At 64.3% G+C, this 20,627-nt stretch carries 19 protein-coding genes; 5 read left to right on the top strand and 14 right to left on the bottom strand.

The features are described 5' to 3' along the window. Positions 1-67: 67 nt before the first annotated feature. From DPM35_RS24465 to DPM35_RS24455, 3 genes are all read right to left on the bottom strand, one after another. Positions 68-1,201: a substrate-binding protein gene (locus tag DPM35_RS24465; RefSeq protein WP_112129794.1), complete on the bottom strand. Its 1,134-nt coding sequence runs from the start codon at positions 1,199-1,201 to the stop codon at positions 68-70. 82 nt (positions 1,202-1,283) lie between these two features. Then, a complete protein-coding gene (locus tag DPM35_RS24460; RefSeq protein WP_027024197.1) occupies positions 1,284-1,556 on the bottom strand; it encodes a hypothetical protein in 273 nt (90 codons plus the stop codon). A gap of 90 nt (positions 1,557-1,646) precedes the next feature. Next, positions 1,647-3,224 (bottom strand): HD domain-containing phosphohydrolase, encoded by a 1,578-nt coding sequence (locus DPM35_RS24455; protein WP_112129793.1) that lies wholly within the window; start codon positions 3,222-3,224, stop codon positions 1,647-1,649. Between the two features lie 179 nt (positions 3,225-3,403). Here DPM35_RS24455 and DPM35_RS24450 point away from each other — a divergent pair, with 179 nt between their 5' ends. Both DPM35_RS24450 and DPM35_RS24445 read left to right on the top strand, forming a co-directional pair. After that, positions 3,404-4,807 carry a phospholipase D-like domain-containing protein gene (locus DPM35_RS24450; protein ID WP_425373415.1) on the top strand — a complete coding sequence of 468 codons (1,404 nt, stop codon included), beginning with the start codon at positions 3,404-3,406 and terminating at the stop codon, positions 4,805-4,807. 22 nt (positions 4,808-4,829) lie between these two features. After that, complete coding sequence (locus tag DPM35_RS24445) at positions 4,830-5,639, top strand: endonuclease/exonuclease/phosphatase family protein (RefSeq protein WP_112129791.1); 810 nt, start codon at positions 4,830-4,832, stop codon at positions 5,637-5,639. Between the two features lie 6 nt (positions 5,640-5,645). Here the strand turns inward: DPM35_RS24445 and DPM35_RS24440 are convergent, their stop codons facing one another. Then, positions 5,646-6,176, bottom strand: coding sequence for a quercetin 2,3-dioxygenase (locus DPM35_RS24440; protein ID WP_112129790.1), 531 nt, complete (start codon positions 6,174-6,176; stop codon positions 5,646-5,648). Positions 6,177-6,251: 75 nt separating this feature from the next. Here DPM35_RS24440 and DPM35_RS24435 point away from each other — a divergent pair, with 75 nt between their 5' ends. After that, a complete protein-coding gene (locus DPM35_RS24435; protein WP_112129789.1) occupies positions 6,252-6,914 on the top strand; it encodes a TetR/AcrR family transcriptional regulator in 663 nt (220 codons plus the stop codon). Between the two features lie 73 nt (positions 6,915-6,987). On the opposite strand, the gene DPM35_RS24430 is transcribed toward DPM35_RS24435, so the two are convergent. The 7 genes from DPM35_RS24430 to DPM35_RS24400 all read right to left on the bottom strand — a co-directional run bounded on the left by DPM35_RS24430 (position 6,988) and on the right by DPM35_RS24400 (position 15,661). Then, positions 6,988-8,970 carry a glycoside hydrolase family 127 protein gene (locus DPM35_RS24430; RefSeq protein ID WP_112129788.1) on the bottom strand — a complete coding sequence of 661 codons (1,983 nt, stop codon included), beginning with the start codon at positions 8,968-8,970 and terminating at the stop codon, positions 6,988-6,990. Positions 8,971-8,995: 25 nt separating this feature from the next. Further along, entirely contained in the window at positions 8,996-9,853 is an 858-nt protein-coding gene (locus DPM35_RS24425) for a carbohydrate ABC transporter permease (protein ID WP_112129787.1), read from the bottom strand. Beyond that, positions 9,853-10,770 carry a carbohydrate ABC transporter permease gene (locus DPM35_RS24420; RefSeq protein WP_112129786.1) on the bottom strand — a complete coding sequence of 306 codons (918 nt, stop codon included), beginning with the start codon at positions 10,768-10,770 and terminating at the stop codon, positions 9,853-9,855. The genes DPM35_RS24425 and DPM35_RS24420 overlap by 1 nt, the downstream gene beginning before the upstream one ends. Positions 10,771-11,220: 450 nt before the next feature. After that, on the bottom strand, positions 11,221-12,459 hold the full coding sequence (locus DPM35_RS24415) for an ABC transporter substrate-binding protein (RefSeq protein ID WP_425373414.1): 1,239 nt from the start codon (positions 12,457-12,459) through the stop codon (positions 11,221-11,223). An 84-nt stretch (positions 12,460-12,543) separates the two neighbouring features. After that, positions 12,544-13,593 carry a LacI family DNA-binding transcriptional regulator gene (locus DPM35_RS24410; protein ID WP_112129784.1) on the bottom strand — a complete coding sequence of 350 codons (1,050 nt, stop codon included), beginning with the start codon at positions 13,591-13,593 and terminating at the stop codon, positions 12,544-12,546. Positions 13,594-13,854: 261 nt separating this feature from the next. After that, positions 13,855-14,712, bottom strand: a complete 858-nt coding sequence (locus tag DPM35_RS24405) for an alpha/beta fold hydrolase (protein WP_181592125.1) — start codon at positions 14,710-14,712, stop codon at positions 13,855-13,857. A gap of 19 nt (positions 14,713-14,731) precedes the next feature. Next, positions 14,732-15,661, bottom strand: a complete 930-nt coding sequence (locus tag DPM35_RS24400; RefSeq protein ID WP_146767981.1) for an Lpg1974 family pore-forming outer membrane protein — start codon at positions 15,659-15,661, stop codon at positions 14,732-14,734. A 227-nt stretch (positions 15,662-15,888) separates the two neighbouring features. Between DPM35_RS24400 and DPM35_RS24395 the strand changes: the two genes are divergently transcribed. Then, a complete protein-coding gene (locus tag DPM35_RS24395; protein ID WP_112129781.1) occupies positions 15,889-17,082 on the top strand; it encodes a cytochrome P450 in 1,194 nt (397 codons plus the stop codon). Then, entirely contained in the window at positions 17,079-17,666 is a 588-nt protein-coding gene (locus tag DPM35_RS24390; RefSeq protein WP_112129780.1) for a hypothetical protein, read from the top strand. Before DPM35_RS24395 ends, DPM35_RS24390 begins: the two co-directional genes overlap by 4 nt. Positions 17,667-17,687: 21 nt before the next feature. Here the strand turns inward: DPM35_RS24390 and DPM35_RS24385 are convergent, their stop codons facing one another. The 3 genes from DPM35_RS24385 to DPM35_RS24380 all read right to left on the bottom strand — a co-directional run. After that, the gene (locus DPM35_RS24385) at positions 17,688-18,554 is read right to left on the bottom strand and encodes an alpha/beta hydrolase (RefSeq protein ID WP_181592124.1); all 867 of its coding nucleotides are present in this window, start codon (positions 18,552-18,554) and stop codon (positions 17,688-17,690) included. Beyond that, positions 18,554-18,985, bottom strand: a complete 432-nt coding sequence (locus tag DPM35_RS32530; protein ID WP_181592123.1) for a hypothetical protein — start codon at positions 18,983-18,985, stop codon at positions 18,554-18,556. Before DPM35_RS32530 ends, DPM35_RS24385 begins: the two co-directional genes overlap by 1 nt. Positions 18,986-19,252: 267 nt before the next feature. Continuing rightward, positions 19,253-20,627 (bottom strand): MSCRAMM family protein (locus DPM35_RS24380; RefSeq protein WP_146767980.1); only part of this gene is annotated, 1,375 nt, incomplete at its 5' end.

Raw genomic sequence — 20,627 nt, 5'->3', positions numbered from 1 at the left:
ATGGCAGGACGGGGCGCCGTTCAGCTGCCCCCCGCCAATTCGGAGAAAAACGGTCGACGGTCGCTGGTTACCCCACGTTGCTTAGACGGAACCCATCGGTAAGCATGCTCTCGTTGGGATCGATCGGACCCAAATTCTTCACGACCCGGAATCGACCGTTCTGCGCCTCAGCAATGTACATGTTCATGCGAACATGGTGCTGTCCGGGAACCATCTCGGCCGGACCGCCAGGGCCTTCACTGATCCGGACGTGGTCAAGTGCCCGGATAACCGTATCGCGCTCGACACTGCCCGCTTCCTTCACCGCTGCTTCCCACATCTTGATTGCGCGGTAGTGGCCGGTGCACCCACTGCCCGCAGTCAAAGTGGCGCCTCCAGGGAACCGTTCGCTGTAACGGCGCAAGAGCGCGCGGCCGAACGGTTCGTCGAGTTCCTGGTAGTAGTCGAGGCAGCTGTGGAGGCCCTCGATCTGCTCGGACGGCACCAGATTGAAGAAGTTCTCGTCGAAGTAAGTGCAGACGATCCTGCCGCCGCGTTTGCCGAAACCGGCCTTGTGCAGTTCTTCGAGAAACGGCGTCAGGCCCGGCGGCACGATGGTGTTGAAAACCACGTCGGTGCCGCTCGCCATTATCTGCCGCACCGTGCGCCGGAAATCGACGGTGTCCAGCGGAAAATACTCCTCGCCGACGATCTCGCCGCCATTGGCGCGCACCGCCCGGCTCGCGGCTTTGTTCAGCAAATGGGGCCAGATGTAATCGGCCGACGGCAAATAGAATTTCCTGGCTCCGGTGGACTTCATAAGCCATGGGATCAGAGGCTCGACCTGCTGTGCAGGCACGGGACCTGTGCAGAAGATCAGGGGATCGTTTTCCTGTCCCTCATACTGTTCGGTATAGATGTAGAGCGTCCTGCCCCGGGTGACCGCCTCGCTCTTGATGGCCAGGCGGGTTGAGCTGTAGATGCCGCCGACGACGACATCGACCTTGTCGACGTCGACCAGTTTCGCGGCTTTCGCCTTGGCGACGCTGTCGATCGTTTCTCCATCCTCGACGACGAGTTCCACCGGCCGGCCGAGCAGGCCGCCCTTGGCGTTGATGTCATCGACGAGCATGGTGCTGAGGTTGGCGTTGGCGATGCCCATGAAGGACAATGGGCCGGTGAGTTCGGCTATTAGGCCGATCTTGATGGGCTTCGGATCCATCTGAATTCTCCGATTATGGGGTTCGTCTTCTGGGTTTTGTCGGGCGCGCCGCCGCCGACGGCAGGTGACGCGCGGCGGGACGTCAGGCCTCGTAGTGGCCGAGTAGCAGTGCCGCCTGCGGCTTGCCGACATGGCCCGCTTCCTGCAGGATCGCCGGCACCTCCGGATCCGACACGAAATTCTTCCAGCCCTCGGCGTCCCAGTCGAAGATCGCCCAGACACGGTCTGGTTCGCTCGGGTCGCGGAACACGGTTGCGCCGTTCGAGCCGTGCAGCCGGCGCTTGTCGGCGCCCTTGGTTGAAAAGATACGGATGAAGTGGTCGACGTCCGCCACCTTGGTCGTTGCGAGAAGCATCGGATTTCCTCCTGTCGGTCGCGGCCACCATTGGTCCGTCGACAGGATCACGATGCGCGCCCCGCAGCGGGCGCACATGGGGTGGATTCCCTATGCCGGCATTTCGCCTGGCCGGACAAGGCCGTGCTCGACCGCATAGAGCGCGGCGGCGGCGCGGGTCCCGACGCCGATCTTGGAGTAAACGCTCTCGATATGGTGGTCGGCGGTCTTGGGCGAGATATCGAGTTTGCGAGCCGTCTCCTTCGCGGTCAGGCCGGCGGCGATGAGGCGCAGCACCTCGATCTCGCGCGGCGTCATGCCGGCCAATGCCTGCGGCAAGGTCCGGCGCGACTGCTGCCCGGCGAACGACAACACGGCCTCGGCGGCCTCGGGGCAGATACAGCCGTCACGAACGGCCACGCGCAGCTGTGCCGCCGCCGCCTCGCTGGACAGCGCCTTGCGATGCGGACGCTCCTCGCGCGACGTCTGGAAAGCCTCGGCGGCAGCCAGGATCCTGGCTGCCGGAGACAGGTCGGAACCGCCGACCTTGCGGTGATATCCCGAACCGTCCAGGCGCTCGTGATGACGCAGTACCAGCGCGCCCATCGCATCGCCGTCACGGCCGAAGGAAGCCAGCGCCCGCTCGCCGTAATAGGCATGTAGCTGCGCGGCGTCGCGCTCGCGCACCGACAGGGGGCCGTTGCGCATCCAGGTCGCCACGGGCACCACGAGTTCGCCGATGTCATGGATGCAGCCCGACCAGCGCAGCGCGCGGATATCGGCGGCGGGCAGGCCGATCCTTGCTCCTGCGCCCGCGGCGAGTTCCGACACCATCCGCGAATGGCCCTGCGTAAACGGCATGCGCATGTCGATCATGTCAGCGATGGCGAGGAACGCCTCGTCGCAAGCCCCCTCGTCCAGGGTGACCGGCGGATCGGGTTCCAGCGCCAGGATCGTCTCGCGATCGACCGTGGCGCCGATACCCCGCATCAGCGTCGCCGCATTGGCCGAGACGAGCCGGGCCAGATCCGCCTCGTATGGGCCGTCGGCGCGACTGGCGATGGTCTCGGCCATGCCGTCAATGCCGACCGCGTCGCTGAGCGCAATCGCGTCCTGCGCCAGCGTGATCAGGCGCACGGCCGGCAGGACATCCTCGCCGCTCAGTCCACGCGGCAGGCCCTTGCCGTCCCAGCGTTCGTAGATTTGTCCGAGATTTCGCCGAATCTCGCCAGACAGGCCGAGTCGTTCGCCGATCCGCTGCGCCACCTCGCAATGGGCCGTCAGAACCGGGCGGGCCACGGCGAGCGCCTGCGACATCGCGGCCTCGATGGCCTTGGCTTGCGCGTCAGGCTCGAGATCATAATAGAACCGCTTGAAGGCTTGCACGAAGACCCTGCCCAGTTCCGCGCGGTTACCCATGTCGAGCCCGACGAGATCCTGACGAAGCGCGATTTCGTCGCCGAAGAGGCCTGAGAGAAGGTCGGTGTCGGCGTTGCAGCCGACATAACGCAGCATGGATTGGTGATAGGCGTTGCGCCGAACCTGCTCCGAAACGCCGGCAAGCTCGGCGATCCGCATTGCTAGCACGCAGGATTTCAGCGCGAAATCGCGCGAATGGCCGGTGGCGAGATCCGAGGCATAAGCGAGGACCATCATGAAGTCCGCTCGGCGTATCGCGACTTCTGTCATCGCACACCCCCCGTTGAGCCCCATGGTAGTCCCACATACCGCCAATACCTAGGAAAAAGTCCAAGGCCTGACGAAGACCGTCCGCATTGCCTTCCGCGCTTCCTCGCACAATAGTCGGGTCGATGCTTGAAGCGATTGCGAGTCACTGGTCGACGCTTATCCTGATCCTCTCGCTGGCGATGGCGGCGGTCGGCATCGTGCATGCCATCATGACCAAGGAGGACGTGCGCGCCGCCACCGGCTGGGTGGGCGTGATGCTGCTCTCGCCCTTTCTCGGCGCGATCATCTACGCCATCGCCGGAATCAACCGCATCCGCCGCGCAACGATCAGCGCGATGCGGCCGTTCTCGCCCGAGGCTGCCGCCGCCAGGCATGACCGCGACGTCGCGCTGGAAGCCTTGATCAACGCCGAATACGGCCAGCGCTTCACCGGCCTGAAGACGCTTGGCGACAGGGTGGCGCGGCGTCCGCTGACCTCCGGAAACACCATCGCCGTGCTCAACACCGGCGACGAGGCCTATACGGCGATGTGCCGGGCCATTGACGCGGCGCAAAGAAGCGTCCTTTTGGAAACCTATATTTTCGACAACGACGCGGTCGGGGCGCTTTTCGTCCAGTCGCTCGGCAACGCCGTCAAGCGCGGCGTCACCGTGCGCGTGCTGATAGACGCCGTCGGCGTGCGCTATTCGGTGCCCAGCATCCTGAAACAGCTCAGGGAGGCCGACGTCACCGTCGACCTCTTCAACGGCAACATCGTCATGGGCCTGAGACTTCCCTATGCCAATCTGAGGACCCACAGGAAGATCCTGATCGTCGACGGCGCAGTGGCGTTCACGGGAGGCATGAACATCCGAAAGGGATTCTCCGCCGAATTCGCCGGTTCCGAGAGTTCGCGCGACACCCATTTCCAGGTCACCGGGCCGGTTGTGGCCGACCTGTTCTCGGTTGCGGCCGAGGACTGGCGCTTTGCCGGCAACGAGGCCTTGAAAGACGGCCCATGGCAGGTCGAGCGCGCCGCACCGCCGCCCGGACAGCCAATGCTGGTGCGCGCGGTGGCGAGCGGGCCGGACGCGTCGAACGAAACCAACTTGAAGCTGCTGATGGGCGCATTCTCGGTCGCCCGCAAATCGATCCGCATCATGTCGCCCTATTTCCTGCCGGATCGCGAATTCATCAGCGCGCTGACCACCGCCGCCCGGCGTGGCGTCGAAATCGACATCGTCGTGCCGGCGGTGAACAATCTCTTCCTCGTCGATCATGCGATGACGGCGCAGTTCGACCAGGTGCTGAAGCACTATTGCCGGGTCTGGCGCCACGGGGGCTCGTTCGACCATTCCAAGCTGATGGCGATCGACGGCGTGTGGGCCTATGTCGGCTCTTCCAACCTGGATGCGCGATCGCTGAGGCTGAATTTCGAGATCGACATGGAAGTGCTGGATGAAAACTTCGCCGCCGAGATCGACGCCCGCATCGCGGCCGCCATCTCAAGCGCCCAGCCGGTGACGCTGCAGACGCTGAATGCAAGGCCGTTCGTAATCCGCGTTTTCGACCGTTTGCTGTGGCTGGGATCACCCTATCTTTAGAACGGAAACGAGCATCGGGACCATGGAGACAAACGACATAAAAGGACGCAGCCTCCCGGAGACCGTGCTGCTTACGATCCGCGCCAGGAACGCGCGCAAGGCGAAGGCGACGCCGCGCAAGCGTGTCAACGGCGCGGAGATCGTCGTTGCCTCCTACAACGTCCACAAATGCATCGGCACGGACCGCAGGTTCGACCCTGACAGGACGGCCCGCGTCATCCGCGAAATCAGCCCCGACGTGATCGCCCTGCAGGAAGCCGACAACCGCTTCGGCGACAGGGCCGGGCTGCTCGATCTCGCCCGCCTGGAATTGGAGACGGGACTGGTGCCGGTGCCGGTCTCGGGCAACGGCAAGGGGCATGGCTGGCGCGGCAATGTGCTGCTGTTCAAGCGCGGCACCGTGCGCGACGTCCACCAGCTCAAGCTGCCGGGGCTGGAGCCGCGCGGCGCGCTGGTTGCGGAAATCGATCTTGACGAGAAACGGTCGCTGCGCGTGATCGCCGCCCATCTCGGCCTTTTGCGCCGCTCGCGCTCCGAGCAGGCCCGCGTCGTGCTCGACATCATGAGCAGCGCCGATGAAAGGCCGACGCTGCTGCTTGGCGACCTCAACGAATGGCGGCTCGGCAACCGCTCGGCGCTGAACACGCTGCACACGACCTTCGGGCCGACGCCGCCGGCGGTGCCGACCTTCCCGTCGGCCCTGCCGGTGCTGGCGCTCGACCGGATCCTGGGCAACCGGCACGATTTGGTTTCGAACGTCGAGGCGCATGACACGCCGCTGTCGCGCGTCGCCTCCGATCACCTTCCGCTGACGGCCTTCGTGCATCTGTAGCGAAGATTAAGCCGCGGCATGACTTGCCGAAGACCGGGCCGTCGGTGCCATTGGCGGCCCGATGATCTCGGCCTCATAGCGGGCGCTGACACGTTTCAGGGCCTCGATATCCGGCGGCGACGCCGGAGGCAGTCCTTCCCCCTCCGCCGGACGTCCACCGTCTATGAAAACGCCCTCGCCGCCACCTGGGGTCAGCAGCGTCAGCATCCGCGCCGGCTTGTCGCCCTCGACCACGAAAGTGTGGGGAACGTTTCGTGGCAGGAACACGAACGACCCAGCGGTGGCCCGGAAGGTGCGATCGCCGCATTTCATCGTCAATTCCCCTTCGAGCACGTAGAAGGACTCGTCCTCGCGGCGATGGACATGCAGCGGCGGCGAGAAACCGGGCGCGATAAGGGATTCCAGCAAGCCGAAGCCGCCTCCGGTGCTGGCCTCGGTGGCCTTCACCGTCATGCGGTTCCTCAGAAACCAGATTGCTTCCCCCTCACCCGGGCCCAGGAAACGGGCGTCATCGGCGGTGTGGCTGGAGATCGTCATTAAAGCCCCCTTCACATTTCTGATGTCTATATTGCACTCTTGTGCAATTAATGCACTCCGGTATACTTAGCACGCATGAATGTCAATCCGCACCCTCGCACCGCGCAGAGACGCCGCACCCGCAAGGCGATCGTCGACGCGGCGATCGCGTTGCTCGCCCGCGGCGAGACGCTGACCGTCAACGACGTGGCCGCCGCGGCCGACGTCTCGCGACGAACCGTCTACCTCTACTTTCCGAGCTTCGATCAGCTGCTGCTCGATGCAACCGTCGGCGCGCTTAGCCAGGCCTCGGTCGATCGTGCCATCGAACAGTCGGCCGACGATGGCGAAGCGCGCGTGGAGCACCTGGTCCGTGCGCTGCATCACGTCAGTCCCGAGGTCGAGCGCCTCGGGCGCTCGCTGATCCGCCTGACCGTAGACACCGACGCCACGCCGGCCGGGCAAGGCGTGCCGCGTCGCGGCTACCGGCGGATCGAATGGATCGAACAGGCGTTGTCGCCATTGCGGGACCGGCTGGAACCGGACGGCTGGAACCGGCTTGTCCGCGCGCTGGCCATGGTGATCGGCTGGGAGGCGCTGATCGTCCAGCGCGACGTCTGCGGTCTCAGCGCGGCTGAGGGCGAGGACCTGTCGGTGTGGGCGGCCAACGCACTGGTGAAGGCGGCGATGGAGGAGGAGCAAAAGGCTGGCGCTCCGGTATCAGGGAGGCGAAAGAATAAGGATAAGCCGGCAAGGTAGCGTTCCTTTACGTGTCCGGCAGGACAGAGGAGGCGCAGTCCCGCCAGCGTCTCAAGTTCCGCGACAAAAAGGCCTACCCTTCCCTGAGCCAGACCAGCATCTCGCCGGGATCGCGATTGTCCCAGGCGAAATAGGGAACCGCCTTGAGTGTCATCTCCTCAGTCGCCGGCGGTTCGGGACGATAGAGATCGGCGCCCCAGTTTTCCGTCTCGGCCCGGCTGCCGATGGCCGAAAGGGTGACGACGCCGCCGAGCAGGTTCGGCTCCTTGCGTGCCTCTAACCTGGCCTCGCGCGACAGGGCGATGCGATGAAGCCCGCCGCCATTGTCGGTTTCCTCGACGCAGTAGATCAGCGGGCCGCGCGCAAGTGCTATACGACCGATGTCCTGGCGCACCTGCGGATTGGCGAAGAGGCGCGCCATCGACATTTCGAGGTCGAGCTCGACCTTGTCGCCCTGGCGCCATTCGCGACGGATCGCGGCATACCCGTCGACTGTCGCCGCTTCGAGATCGACCAGCTTGCCGTTGACCCGCAGCGCCGCCTTGCGGCACCAGGCGGGGAAGCGGAGATAGAGCGTGAACTCCACCGGCGCTTCCGGCCCCACCTCGATCGCGACCGCGCCGTCCCAGGGATAGTTGCTGGTCTGGACCAGGGTGACCTGGCGGCCGGCGATCTCGAAGCGGGCCGTCGAGTCGCCATAGAGATGCACGGCCAGCGCATCGTCGGCGAGGCCGTAGAAATAGCCGCCGATCGACGCCACCATGCGGCCGATATTGGGCGGGCAGCAGGGGCAGCGATGCCATTTCCAGCGGTGGTGCCCGCCCCGGCTCTCCAGCGGGTTCTCGTAGAAGAACAGCGAGCCGTCGAGCGACAGGCCTGAGATCGAGCCGTTGTAGAGCGCGCGTTCCATCATGTCGGCGTAGCGGGCGTTCGGCCCCATGCCGAGCATACGGCTTGCCCAAAACACAAGGCCGACCGAGGCGCAGGTCTCGGCATAGGCGGTCTCGTTGGGCAGGTCGTAATCGCTGGTGAAACCCTCATTGTGCGCCGACGGCCCAAGGCCGCCGGTGACGTAGAGGCTCTTTGTCATGAGATCGTCCCACAGACGGTCGAGCGCGACGCGCAGCGTGTCGTCGCCATATTCAGTCGCGATGTCGGCCATGCCTGAATAGAGGTACATCGCGCGCACGGCGTGACCGACGACCTTGTCCTGCTCGCGCACCGGCTTGTGCGACTGGTTATATTCGTAGGTCTTGAAGTGATAGGCCTTCGGGTCGGCGCCGCGCGCGCGCGCCTCCTCGTCGAAATAATGCGGCTGCTGGCCCCGCTGGTCGATGAAATACTTCGCCAGGTCCATGTATTTCCGGTTGCCGGTGACGCGGGCCAGCTTGACCAGCGCCAGCTCGATCTCCTCATGGCCACAGTACCCTTTTTTCTTGCCGGGTTCGGGGCCGAACACCGAGGCGATGTGGTCGACGTAGCGGCACAGGACGTCGAGCAATTTGCGCTTGCCGGTGGCCTGAAAGTAAGCGACCGCGCCCTCGATCAGGTGGCCGGCGCAGTAAAGCTCGTGGCAATCGCGCAGGTTCGTCCAGCGCAGGCCGGGCTGGATGCGCTGGTACCAGCTGGAGAGGTAGCCGTCCTCCTGCTGCAGTTTTTCGTACATATCGATGACGGCGTCGATCTTCTGCTCCAGTTCGGGGTTGCGGCGGCGATAGAGCGAATAGGCGGCGGTCTCGATGGTCTTGCCCCAGTCGGAATCCCAGAACATCTGCGTCGTCACCGTCGAGCCGGTGAAGGTGGGACTGGCCGCCTCGTCCGGCGACGGCGAATGGAAGGGAATGACGACGCCTGGCGACGGCCGATCGGGATCGATCTGCTCCAGCATGCGCGCCTCGACGCATCGGTCATAGAGGATGCCGGCCGTGCGTGTGGCGACCGCGTCGACGCGATCGCCCCAGAAACCGCGGACATCGACCTGCGGCACGGGCAGCGGCCGGAAAGCCAGCCTCGGTTTGGCGGCCGGGGCTGCGGCGGCGGGTTGCGTTGCGGTCATCAACTTCACTCCATTCGAATGCGATTTATTTGACGGCCCCGGCCATGAGGCCGCGGATGTAGAAGCGCTGCAGCGCCAGGAACAGGATCAGGCAGGGCACCATCATCACCGTGACGCCGGCCTGCACCGCGCCCCAGTCGATGGCGCCGAAGCGGCCGGACTGCAGCACGGTCATCATCACCGGCAGGGTGAATTTGGACTGGTCGGTCATCAGCACGAGGGCCGCCAGGAACTCGTTCCAGGCACCGAGAAAGGCGAAGAGCGCGATGGTGACGACACCCGGCCAGACCAGCGGCAGCATCACCTTGATGAGCATGGTGACGTTGTTGGCGCCGTCCATGCGCGCCGCCTCCTCGATCTCGCGCGGCACGGCGTCGAAGGCGTTGCGCATCATGAAGATCGAGAATGGCAGCTGCAGCGTGACATAGACGCAGACCAGACCCGTCAGCGTGTTGTGGAGACCCAGCCTGGTCAGCACCAGGAAGATCGGCGTCAGGATCGACTGGAACGGGATCATGATCGTCGACAGGATGAGGACGAAGAAGAAATCCCGGAAAGGAAAGCGGAAGCGGGAGAAGCCGTAGCCGGCCAGCACGCTGACCAGCACCGAGAGCAACACTGTCATCACCGAGACATAGATGCTGTTCTGCGCCGAAACCCAGAGCCCGTCGCCGAAGGAATTCAGCGTCTCGTAGTTCTCGATCGAGAAGCCGGTGGTCGGCCAGGGCGGCAGCGGCGGCTGGCGCGCTTCCTGCGCCGGCTTGAAAGTCGACAGCACGGTCCACACGATCGGCGCCAGAAACAGCACCGAGGCGATGATGCCGGTGGAATGCCTGGCGAGGCTGAACGCGGCCTTGCGGCTCTGCGACATCGCCTCGGCCATCAGTCGAGCCCCTCGGGCTTGCGCAGCAGCCAGAGCTGGATGAGGCTGAGCGCCACCAGGATGGCCAAGAGCACCATGGAGAGTGCTGCGCCGTAGCCAAGCTTGAACGACACGAAGGACTGATTGAAGATCCAGTAGACGGCCGTCAGCGTCTGGTTGCGCGGGCCGCCTCGCAGGATGATGTAGAACTGGTCGAAGGCAAGGATCGAGCCCGCCACCGACAGGATCAGCGCCAGCGCCAGCGTGCGGCGCATCAGCGGCAAGGTGATCGCCCTGAAGCGGGCAAACGGCCCTGCCCCGTCGATGACGGCGGCCTCCTGCAAATCCTGCGGGATCGACTGCAGGCCGGTCATTAGGATGATCATGGTGAAACCGGCGACCTTCCAGACCACCATGGCGATGATCGACCAGAAGGCCGGCTGGAAGGTGGCGAGGAGATTGACCTTCTTCTCGGTCAGGCCGAGGTCGAAGGCGGCTGGACTGAACAGGCCGGAATCGACATTCAGAAGCCAGGACCAGAGCAGGCTCGCCGAAGCGAAGCCGACAACCGCCGGCATGAAGAAGGCGGTGCGGTAGAGGTTGGTGAGCGGGCGCGGCTTTTCGATGAAGATCGCCAGCGGGAAGGCGACGGCGAAGATCGCGATGGTGACGATGACGGTATAGTAGAAGGTGAATTTCAGCGCGTTCCAGAACCGCGTGTCACGCAGGATCGCGACATAATTGTCGAGGCCGATGAAGGCATGTTCGCCCATCAGCGGCCAGTTGTGCAGCGACATCCACGCCGTCATGCCGAGCGGGATGACGAAGAAGACGGTGACGAAAGCGACAGCCGGCAGCACATAGAGCAAGCCCACCCATTGCCGCAGGCTGGCGCTGCTGCGCGAGCGGGCGGGCGCTGAAGCTGTGATGGCGGTCATGGTCGCGCTCCCCCTTCTCCCCTTGTGGGAGAAGGTGTCGCCGAAGGCGACGGATGAGGGGTGTTCCAGCGGAGTGAGACGCTGGCTTTCCCTGGAACACCCCTCGTCCGTCTCGGCGCTGCGCGCCGATCCACCTTCTCCCACAAGGGGAGAAGGAAGGCGCGAACCTGATGAGGCCCCCTCACCCGGATTGCAAAGGGCAATTTGGGGCAATCCGACTTCTCCCCAAGGGGAGAGGAGATCGCGAGCGTCGGCGCCAACCTCTTCTCCCCACCGGGGAGAAGGTGGCCGCGAAGCGGCCGGATGAGGGGGTCTTGTCTCAACGCGTCTGTCCCTGCCATTCAGCGATGCAACATCCCGGCCGCCCGGCCAGGGAGACGGGGCGGGCGGCCGGTCAGAGCCTTGGCGGCGAGGCGTTGCGCGATCCCCGCCGCCTGTAGGCCCTGGTATCTACTTGTTCGGCGCCTGGTCGATGATCGACTGCATCGTCTCCTGCGCATTGGCGACGGCGCCGTCGACGTCATCGCCGAAGAACACCTCGTTGATCATCTGCGTCCAGGGACCGTTGGCGGAGTTGATCAGGTCGTTGAACACCACCGAATAGGGCGTCCTGCCCTTGGCCATCGCCTCGGCCGCCACCTGGTAGCGCGGGTCAAGATCCTTCAGCGCGTCCTTGGCGATGTCGTTTCGCACCGGCAGGCTGCCATATTTGGCAAGGATGGTCTGGCCATCGAGCGAATAGGCGAAGTCCAGGAACTCCTTCACCACGGCGATCTTCTTGGTGCCCTTGGTGACGACGAAATTGTCGCCGCCGGCGAAGGACGACCAGCCGCCATCCTTACCCGGCAGGAAGGTGATGCCGTAGTCGATGTCCGGGTACTGCGTGTTGAGCGCGCCGATGGCGAAGGCGCCGGATGGCGAGATGCCGATCTTGCCGCCGGCGAAGGCGGCGAAGAAATTGGCGCCGGTGTCGGTCTGCGCGCCCTCGGGCACCAGCCCCTTCTTGATCATCGAGCGGTAAAGGTCGATGGCGCCGCGCAGCTGCGGGCTGTCGAGCGTCGCCTTCGAGCCGTCCTCCGACAGGATGTCGCCGCCCGAAGCCCAGATCAGCGGTGTGAAGGTGAAGATGTTGCAGCCGCCGCAATTGCCGGAGAAGTAGAAGCCCTTGATGTCGCCGCCAAGCGCGTTGACCTTCTCGGCGTCGGCCGCGATCTCGGCCCAGTTCGTCGGTCCCTTCTCCGGGTCCAGGCCCGCCTGCTTGAACAGCTTCTTGTTCCAGATCAGCACCGAGGCATCGGCCGAGAACGGCAGGCCATAGATGCGGTCCTTATAGGTGCCGGTCTTCACATGCGCCGGCGACAGGCTGGAAAAATAGGGCAAGGATTTCGCCCAATCGGTGATGTCCTCCAACTGGCCGGCGGCGGCGAAGGACGGCGTGTAGATCAGGTCGAGCGAGAGCGCGTCGGGCGCCGTGCCGCCGGCGGCGGCCGCCCCATATTTCGGGATGATTTCGGCGTTGGGAATGATGTCGAGCTTGATCTGGTCCTGATGCGCCTTGTTGAAGGCGTCGACGATGCGCGGCATGAAGTTCGAGCCGTCGGCGCGCACCCAGATGTTGGCGGTCTCGGCGGACGCGGCCTGCAGGCCGCCGCCGATGACGGCCGCGGCCAAGGCCAGCTTGGCAAGCATGGTCTTCACGTTACTCCTCCTCATGGTTCTCCTCCCAGTTTCGGCCACGCCGCCCGGCGGATGCGGGCGCGCGGCCTTGTTGCTTCATTCCGGCGGACTTCCGCATGACTGACGCACCACCAGCCGGCACGGCAGTTTCCTGATGCCCGGCGCGGCCGGTTGGCCGTCGACGAGCGAAAGCAAGGCGAGCCCGGCCTCGCGACCGAGCGTCGAAAGATTCATGTCGACGGAGGTGAGCGGCGGGCGCGTCGCCTCGGCCACGATCTCCCAATTGTCGAAGCCGATGACGCCGACATCGTCCGGCACGCTGATGCCGCGCTCGCGCAGCGCGTCGATGACGCCGCGGGCGATCTGGTCGTTGCCGCAGAAGACGGCGTCCGGCCAGCCTTCCCTGCCCGCGCTGCCGAAGAGTTTTGCCACCGCCTCGTGGCCCCAGCCTTCCGACCAGGCGCCGAGCAGCGGCTCGTTCACGGCCAGGCCGTTCTCCTTCAGGACATCGCGATAAGCCTCGGCGCGCGTATGCACGACGGCGAAGCTCGCCGGTCCGCTGACATGGGCGATGCGCCGGCGGCCGAGCCGCAGAAAGTGCTCGACCGCCAGCCGCGCGCCGCCGGCGTCGTCGGAAACCAGGCCGACCGCGCCGGGATCGGGCTGGGTGAAGGCGTAGACGACCGGAATGCGCAGATCGGAGAGATCGACCGGCAGATGGCGATCGATGCGCTTTCCGGTGGCGACGATGCCGTCGACGCGCTTGTCGAGCATGGCCTCGACATGCAGCTGGCCGAGCCGCTGGTCGTCCTCGACATTGCACAGGAACACCGAGACGCCCTTGTCGACCAACGCATCCGAAACGCCGGCCATCAGCGGCAGCGAGAAGCGGCCATAGGTATCGTTGGTGAGCAGCCCGACGGTGAAGGAGCGTTTGCGCAACAGGCTCTGCGCCAGGCTGTTCGGCCGGAAGCCGAGCAGCCGCGCCGTCTCGCGGATGCGCTCGCGCGTTTCCGCCGTCATCCGCCCCTGCCCGTTCAGCGCTTTGGACGCCGTCGCCACGCTGACGCCCGCGGTCGCCGCCACCTCGCGAAGGGTGACCGGCGTCTTGGCGGAGACTGGCGCTGGCTCGGCGTCGGAAGGCATGGGCGCGGCGGATTCCCTTAGCTGGGAAAAGGTTTTCTCTTACCGCCCTGCGCGGCGATGACGGGTGAGGTCAGCGGGCGCGGGGCGATTTGGGAAAAGGTTTTCTCAGGGAGATTAGAATGAAGATGAGAGAGGAGGCAAGGATTTTTTGTGCCAACCGATCCGCTGAAAGCCCCACGGACATTCGCGGCCAGTCGCCATTCATTATGGTGATGAGAAGGTATGCAACGCTTTGGGTGGGTTCCCCGATGCTGCCTGTCGCTACCCCAAAGGTCGAAAACTCGACGGCGGCCTTGTCACCCATCCTTCTACCTCGCGGCTGACAAATCCCGCAGCCTGGTGGTGGATGAAGTGGCCCGCACCTGGAATCGCGACAACCGACGTGACATTGTCGACTTCACGGAAAGTGCCGTCATAGGCGCCGGCCGGGATATACGGGTCGTCGGCGCCGAACATAACCAGTGTCGGGACCCTGACCAGTGGCAGCGGGCCGATATCCGGTACTTTGCCGAGCGGGATGTTGGCCCTGTAATAACCGAGCATCGCGTCCGGGTGCGAGCGCCGAAGCGCTTCCGCCAGCGCCTGCCTCTCTGCCTCGTCGGCGACCCAGGAGGCGAGTTCCTCCGGCGTCGGCAGGATGGCGCCGGCCACGCCCTGGAAACGGCGGATATAGTCGATGGTGCCGGCATTGGCCGGATCGTTGATGGCGCGCAAATAGTGGCGCGGGTGCGGTGCCGAGAGCAGCACGAGGCGGCGCACCGCCTGCGGCACGCGCATCGCAAGCCACCAGGCGATCATGCCGCCCCAATCATGCCCGACGACGGAGGCCTGCGAAATGCCCTCGGCCGCCAGCACGGCCAGCACGTCCTCGATCAGGCAGGGCATCAACGCGTAGCTGGCATGACCTTGCGGGGAATCGCTTCGCCCGAAACCGCGCAGATCCGGCGCAAGGACCCTGAACCTGCCCTGGAGTGCCTCGATCTGGCGCCGCCAGCCGAGGCCATGGTCAGGAAAGCCGTGCAGAAACACGATCGGCGGGCCTGAGCCCGCCGCTGTGTAGTGCAGTTTGACGCCGCCGTTTGCCGCGAACCTGGATTCGAAACCCGTTTCCGAATTCACCTGCAGCCGGCCGCCGCCGTCACATCTTGACTTCGAGGCGCAGGAACGGGCCGTTGAACGTCGACGTCTTCTTGTCCGCGGTCACCAGCAGATTGTGCCACTGCTCGACCTTGTAGCCTGCGGTGAAGGTAGTGTTGGTGAAGGGCGTCCAGCTGATACCGGCCGAGGCATCAAAGCTCGTGACCGTCTCGTTGGAGTGCTGGCTTTCGCTGAAGTGGCCTTCCTGATGGGTGGGATTGTTGTTCGGGTTATCGCTGACAACATCGAAGGAGACGGTTTCGGTGCGACGGCCCCACATGACCGCACCCGAGGCCGAGCCGGTCAGCCCCCATTTCTCGCCGAGCGGATAATAGCCTTCGACCCCGACATGCGGACCGATGCCCCAGTATTCGGCCTTGCCGAGCTTGTCCGCGCTGCCGCTCTTGTCGACCGGACTGGTCTCACTGAAGCTCTCGCCAACGCCGATATGCTCCTTGGAGTGCACCAGCCGCAACCCGCCGAAGAAACGGATGTCGGCGGCCTGCATCTTGACGTGCTTGCCGAGATCAAAGTCCAGCGTCTGGAAATTGAAGTCGTCGCCATAGTTGAAGTCGAACGCCTCGGTCGGCGAGGAGGCGTTGAAATCCCAGGAGCGATCCTTGCCGGTGTGGAAGGCGCCGGCGAGGCGCCAGTCGACATCGGGCGAAATCTGCTTGGTTAGCGCGATCGAGCCGTAGAGATCGCCATTGGCGTTGCCGAGCTTGTCGCTGCCGCCCAGGCCGGTCTTGTCGCTGTGGACGTTGTTTTGAAACACCGCGCCTTCGAAGGCGATCTTGATGCGCGAATCGATCACCGATGGATCGGTCACCTGCGCTTCGGTGGCATGGGCCGTCGCCACACCAACCGATGTCATCGACGCGGCTGAAGCCGCTACAGTCGCCAGAAATTTGCCGGAAGCTTGCGCCCGCATGCCTTCCCCCCGTTGGAAGCCCAAACCCAAAACCCGCGCGAAGCTAACTCAAGGGAACTTTTGAAGAAAGCCGCCAAAATCTCTTCGTCCGGCAATGTTGCATCTTTGCTACAGCGGCCGCCGCATTGGTGCCGATTGCGGGTCCGCCTATTAACTCGAAACAAATATGGCTAGCCTTAGGTTGGGTTAGTTCGGCCGCCGCGACCGGCGGGCTTGGCGGGGGCCAAATGCAGCAATCGCAGATCGAGGACGTCCTCAACGGTCTCGTCTATGCGCTCTACGCGCAAAGCGGCGAGCAGAGCGACGTCGAAAAACGCGTCGGCAACCTGCAGGTGTTCGACCACCCGGAAGCGGTCGACCGCATCGTCAAGGCGCCGGCCCTGTTCCGCAAGAATTTCTCCATGATCTCGGCGTTGGGCTATAGCCGCTTCAACACCAATGACGAAGACTGGGCGGCACGGCGCGACATCACGCAGGATGCCTATCTCGCGGCTGCGAAGCCGGCGCAGCAGAACGCGGTCCTGGATGTCTACACGGCGCGCCTGTCGCAAAGCGATGCGACGCTTGCCGGTATCCAGAAGGCGCTGTTTGCCGCCTCACTCACGATTTTTTACCGCGCATTCAACCTGGTTCCAGACATCGCATCAACGATCGCGCTGATCGACCGCGTCCGCGAGGTGCTGCGGCGGCTGCAATATTTCTCCTGGGTGGCGCCTACGACCTCGGAACGCGACAGCGCCATAGGCGAGGCCCGCCAGGTGGTTGCCGATTTCGCCAGGCAACTCGCCGCCGATCCGCGCGCCGCGGCGGAAATGGCACGCTTCGCGGACAGGGCCAAGGACATAGATGGCTTCTCCCCGGTGGAGGAGTTCGTGATGAACGCCTTTGCCGGCGTGGAAACGACGGTCGCCACCATCCTGTGGGTGATCGACCGACTGGGTGCCAACGCAAAGGTGCAGCAGCGCGTTCAGGACGAGATTGACGGCAACGCGGCCGAGACGCCGTTCACCGACTGCATCGTCAACGAGACGATGCGCTACCTGCCGCCGATTCCGTTCCTCGTCCGGGAAGTTGGCGCCGAGACGTCGCTCGAGGGCCGCAGGCTGGGGCGGGGACAACTCATCCTCCTCTCGGTGGTGGGCGTTCACCAGCATCCGGCATTCTGGTCGGACCCGAGAACCTTCGATGCCAGCCGAAGGGAATTCATCGAAGACACCTACGACCGCCGTGCCTTCATCCCTTTCCTGACCGGGCCGCGTATGTGCGGCGGCGCCCGGCTCGGTCGGCTCGAGGTCAAGGAGGCAGTGCGCGCCGTGGTGCGCCAGTTCACCTTCAGCCGCGCGGACGACGTGATCCGCTTCGACTATGCGCTGGCGCTGCGGCCTGCGGCCGGCTCGTCGGTCGGTGTCGCGCGGCGATGAACGAAGCGCCCGCGACCCGGCTGTTCGTCGAGGGCGAGCAGCTCGCCTTCCCGCGCATCGGGCACCGCCGCTACGTGCGCGGACTGGACGTCGTGGCACTGATCGAGCGCCGCTGCCCCTACTTCGCCCGTCTTGGGCTGAAATTCCTGCGGCCGATCGCCAACCACGCCGCCATCAGCTTCAGACGCGGCCATGCCACGGCCGTTGCGGTGTCGCTGGCGCCGCGCCATGGCGCACCGGTCGACTTCTTCGTCACCAACCTCGAAAATGCCCTGCCCCCAGTTGAGAGCGAGCCTGCGCTTGCTTCTCACGTCGCGCTCCCCGGCTGCGCCGGGTACCATCGCTATCTGGTTCTGGGCCGGCATGGCCACTCGGAAATCCTGGCGGTGGTTTTCAACCGCTATCAGGCGGCCACAGGCCGGCGCTTCCTGCTTCGGACGCTGCATCTGGAGCGGCGGCCGGCGGCGGCCGTCGAGCTGGTCAGCCTCAAGAAGCCTGGAACCGAACACGGCCTCACGACCTGCTCGATCACCCGCCAAGGGCGGCCCTGGTGCCGGATCGAGATGATCGAAGCCGACGGCTGATCGCGGTCGCTATCCGCGCATTCAGACGGTCGTGAGGAAGCCGAGAACAAGCAGCGCCTGGCCGAGCGTCATCAACGACGGTGGATGGCCGGCATCGACATTGTCGACCACCAGCAGATCCGGCCGAACTTGACGGGTGCGGTCGATGGCCTGCCTGTCGATGAAATTGCTCTCGCGGCCATACATCAAAAGGAAGCGCGCCTGCACCTTCGACACGATCTGGAACAGGTCGTAGTCGCGACCGGTCATCGAACCGAAGCTTGCGGTCGTGGCCGGGTCATAAGCCAGGCGAAAGCCTTCGGGACCGGAAACGATCTTGTTGGCGACATAGCGCGAGAACACGCTCTCCTCGACGGGTCCCATGAAGGAGCGGGTCGCGCGCACATAGGCCTCGGCTTCGGCGCGGGTGGAAAATTGCGCCTCACTGTCCCGAATGATCTCGGAACGAATGTGATCGACATTGGCGCCGCCAATCATGGGAACGTCGTTGAGCACCACCTTGGTGGCCCGCGCACGGGTCATATAGAGAAACAACAGAAGGATCGTGCCGCCCCAGGACGACCCGATAAAATGGTTCTCCTTGCCAGCGAACTGGCCGAGCGCGCGCAGGCAATTATAGTAGACATTGATGTCATAGCCGCCGCCGAGATAGGCGCTCCGCCCTCGCCCAAGCAGGTCCGGACAGACCACCAGGTAGCCGTTGCGGCAGAGAAATGCGGCGAGATAATCGAAATCGGAACCGTTTCCGGTAAAGCCGTGCAGACAGAAAACACTGCCGCGGGGCGTGCCCGCCGGCTGCCAGATGCGCACGAACATCGACGCATAACGGTCGCCGAGGCGGATGAGAATCTCTTGGGTCAGCGCCTCGCCGGGCGACGCCTGGTCCATCAGCCGTCCCGCTTGCGCACGGCGCGCTTCATCGCGCCGCGCGCGTCGATGAAATCGCGTTTCCAATAGACGGATTTGTCGAGGTTGAGCAGCTTGGCTTCCTTGATCAGCGGGAGGATATGCGAGGAAGAGCGCGTCGCCATCACGGTCGCGGCAATGGCGGCGCCACCGGGATCTGGATTGAGCGGACCGTTGTTCGCGACCCATGCCTCGGCGATCTCGCGGCTGGTTACGATCCAGCCGACATAGGCAACGATCGCATCCTCCACCGAGCCGATAAGGTGTGTCTGTTGCTCGAGTTGATAGCGCAAGGTCTTCACCATCAGACCGAACTCGTAGCCGTCGAATGGCGGGTAATGCGCAAGAAAATTGCAGACGAGCCCGAGCGAGACCGGGCTGGCGGGAACGCGGGTGAAAAGAAGTTTGCTCATGCGACTCGTGCGTTTGAAACGGCGCGAGAGACTATGATGGGCAAGCCGCGCGGGGCTAGAGGGAAAGAGCGCGGGCAACGCTAAGTTTGTCAGGTCGATTTTTCAAGCATGCTGTCGGCACTGGCTGATGGGGCAGCTTCCAACGCTGGACATGGTGCCGCGGTCGCGGCCGCCCGCTTGATCGCGTGAGCCCTGTGTCTGATTGCGTCTTGTCGCCGAACGATCGGGGGCAAGGTGCCCCCGATCATGAGATTTGCGCACAGCTCGTCAAATCAGGAAGACGCTGGCGTCCGGATGCGTCTGGTTGTTCATCGCGTCGAACGCGTTCGCGATATCCTCTATCCCCGGCTGCCCGGTCAGGCCGAAGTTGGAGGTTGGGGCGTTGGTGTCGTTAAGGACGTCCAGCACCGCGCCAGCCACCTCGCCCGGTTGCAGCGTGTGATCGTGGTTCGCGTCAATCAGATTGAGAATAGAGATGATGGTTGGGTTCGAACTGGTCGCCGCGGAGAAACTGAAATTGAGCTCCGGTTTACCGCCCGGGCCGTCAGGCACGGCGGTGACGGCAGCCGAGAGATACGCCGCCGCCGAGGAGCGTTCGAGGTGATGGATGCCGCCACCCTTGGCTGCCAACGCATCCGCGATCGAGAGCGTTTGGGGGATCTTCGACAGGTCCTGGAACCCGAAGACAGTGTCAAAGGAGGTGTTGGAGTTCCAGCCTGGATGGAACGAGCCCAACTCCTGGTTCAAGATACCGATGTGGTTCTTCCAGAAGCCAGGCGTCAAGCCCTGGCCCGCCGGTGGCAGGAAGTTGCCAAAGTCCTCGCCGGTGGTGTTGTTGCCGCTGGTGGCCGCGACGATATAGCCGTCCTTGCCCAGGGTCTCGACATAGCCGCTCGGCAGCACTTCCTGCACGACATAGGTCTGGCCACCGCTGAGCGGGCCGAGATTGTCGAAGTGATAGCTGCCGTCGGCCGCCGTCGTCGTCTGCGCGATCGGGTTGACGAGATCGTTGCTGGCATAGAGGTTGATGGTGATGTTCGCCAGCGGCGTGTCGTCGGCGTTATGGGTCGTCGTGTCGTCGCCATTGGCGTCCAGATACTTGGTGCCCGAGATCGAGAACTTCACGAAGTTGGCGAAGTCCTCGCCGGTGGTGGTGTTGCCGCTGGTGGCCGCGACGATATAGCCGTCCTTGCCCAGGGTCTCGACATCGCCGCTCGGCAGCACTTCCTGCACGACATAGGTCTGGCCGCCGCTGAGCGGACCGAGATTGTCGAAGTGATAGCTGCCGTCGGCCGCCGTCGTCGTTTGCGCGATCGGGTTGACGAGGTCGTTGCTGGCATAGAGGTTGATGGTGATGTTCGCCAGCGGCGTGTCGTCGGCGTTATGGGTCGTCGTGTCGTCGCCTTTGACGTCGGTGTACTTGGTGCCCGAGATCGAGAACTTCACGAAGTTGGCGAAGTCCTCGCCGGTGGTGGTGTTGCCGCTGGTGGCCGCGACGATATAGCCGTCCTTGCCCAGGGTCTCGACATCGCCGCTCGGCAGCACTTCCTGCACGACATAGGTCTGGCCGCCGCTGAGCGGACCGAGATTGTCGAAGTGATAGCTGCCGTCGGCCGCCGTCGTCGTCTGCGCGATCGGGTTG

Source organism: Mesorhizobium atlanticum (assembly GCF_003289965.1).
In the GTDB taxonomy this organism is placed as follows: Bacteria; Pseudomonadota; Alphaproteobacteria; order Rhizobiales; family Rhizobiaceae; genus Mesorhizobium; species Mesorhizobium atlanticum.
The sequence above is the reverse complement of the archived record's forward strand: the minus strand, read 5'-3'. Positions and strand labels throughout refer to the sequence as shown.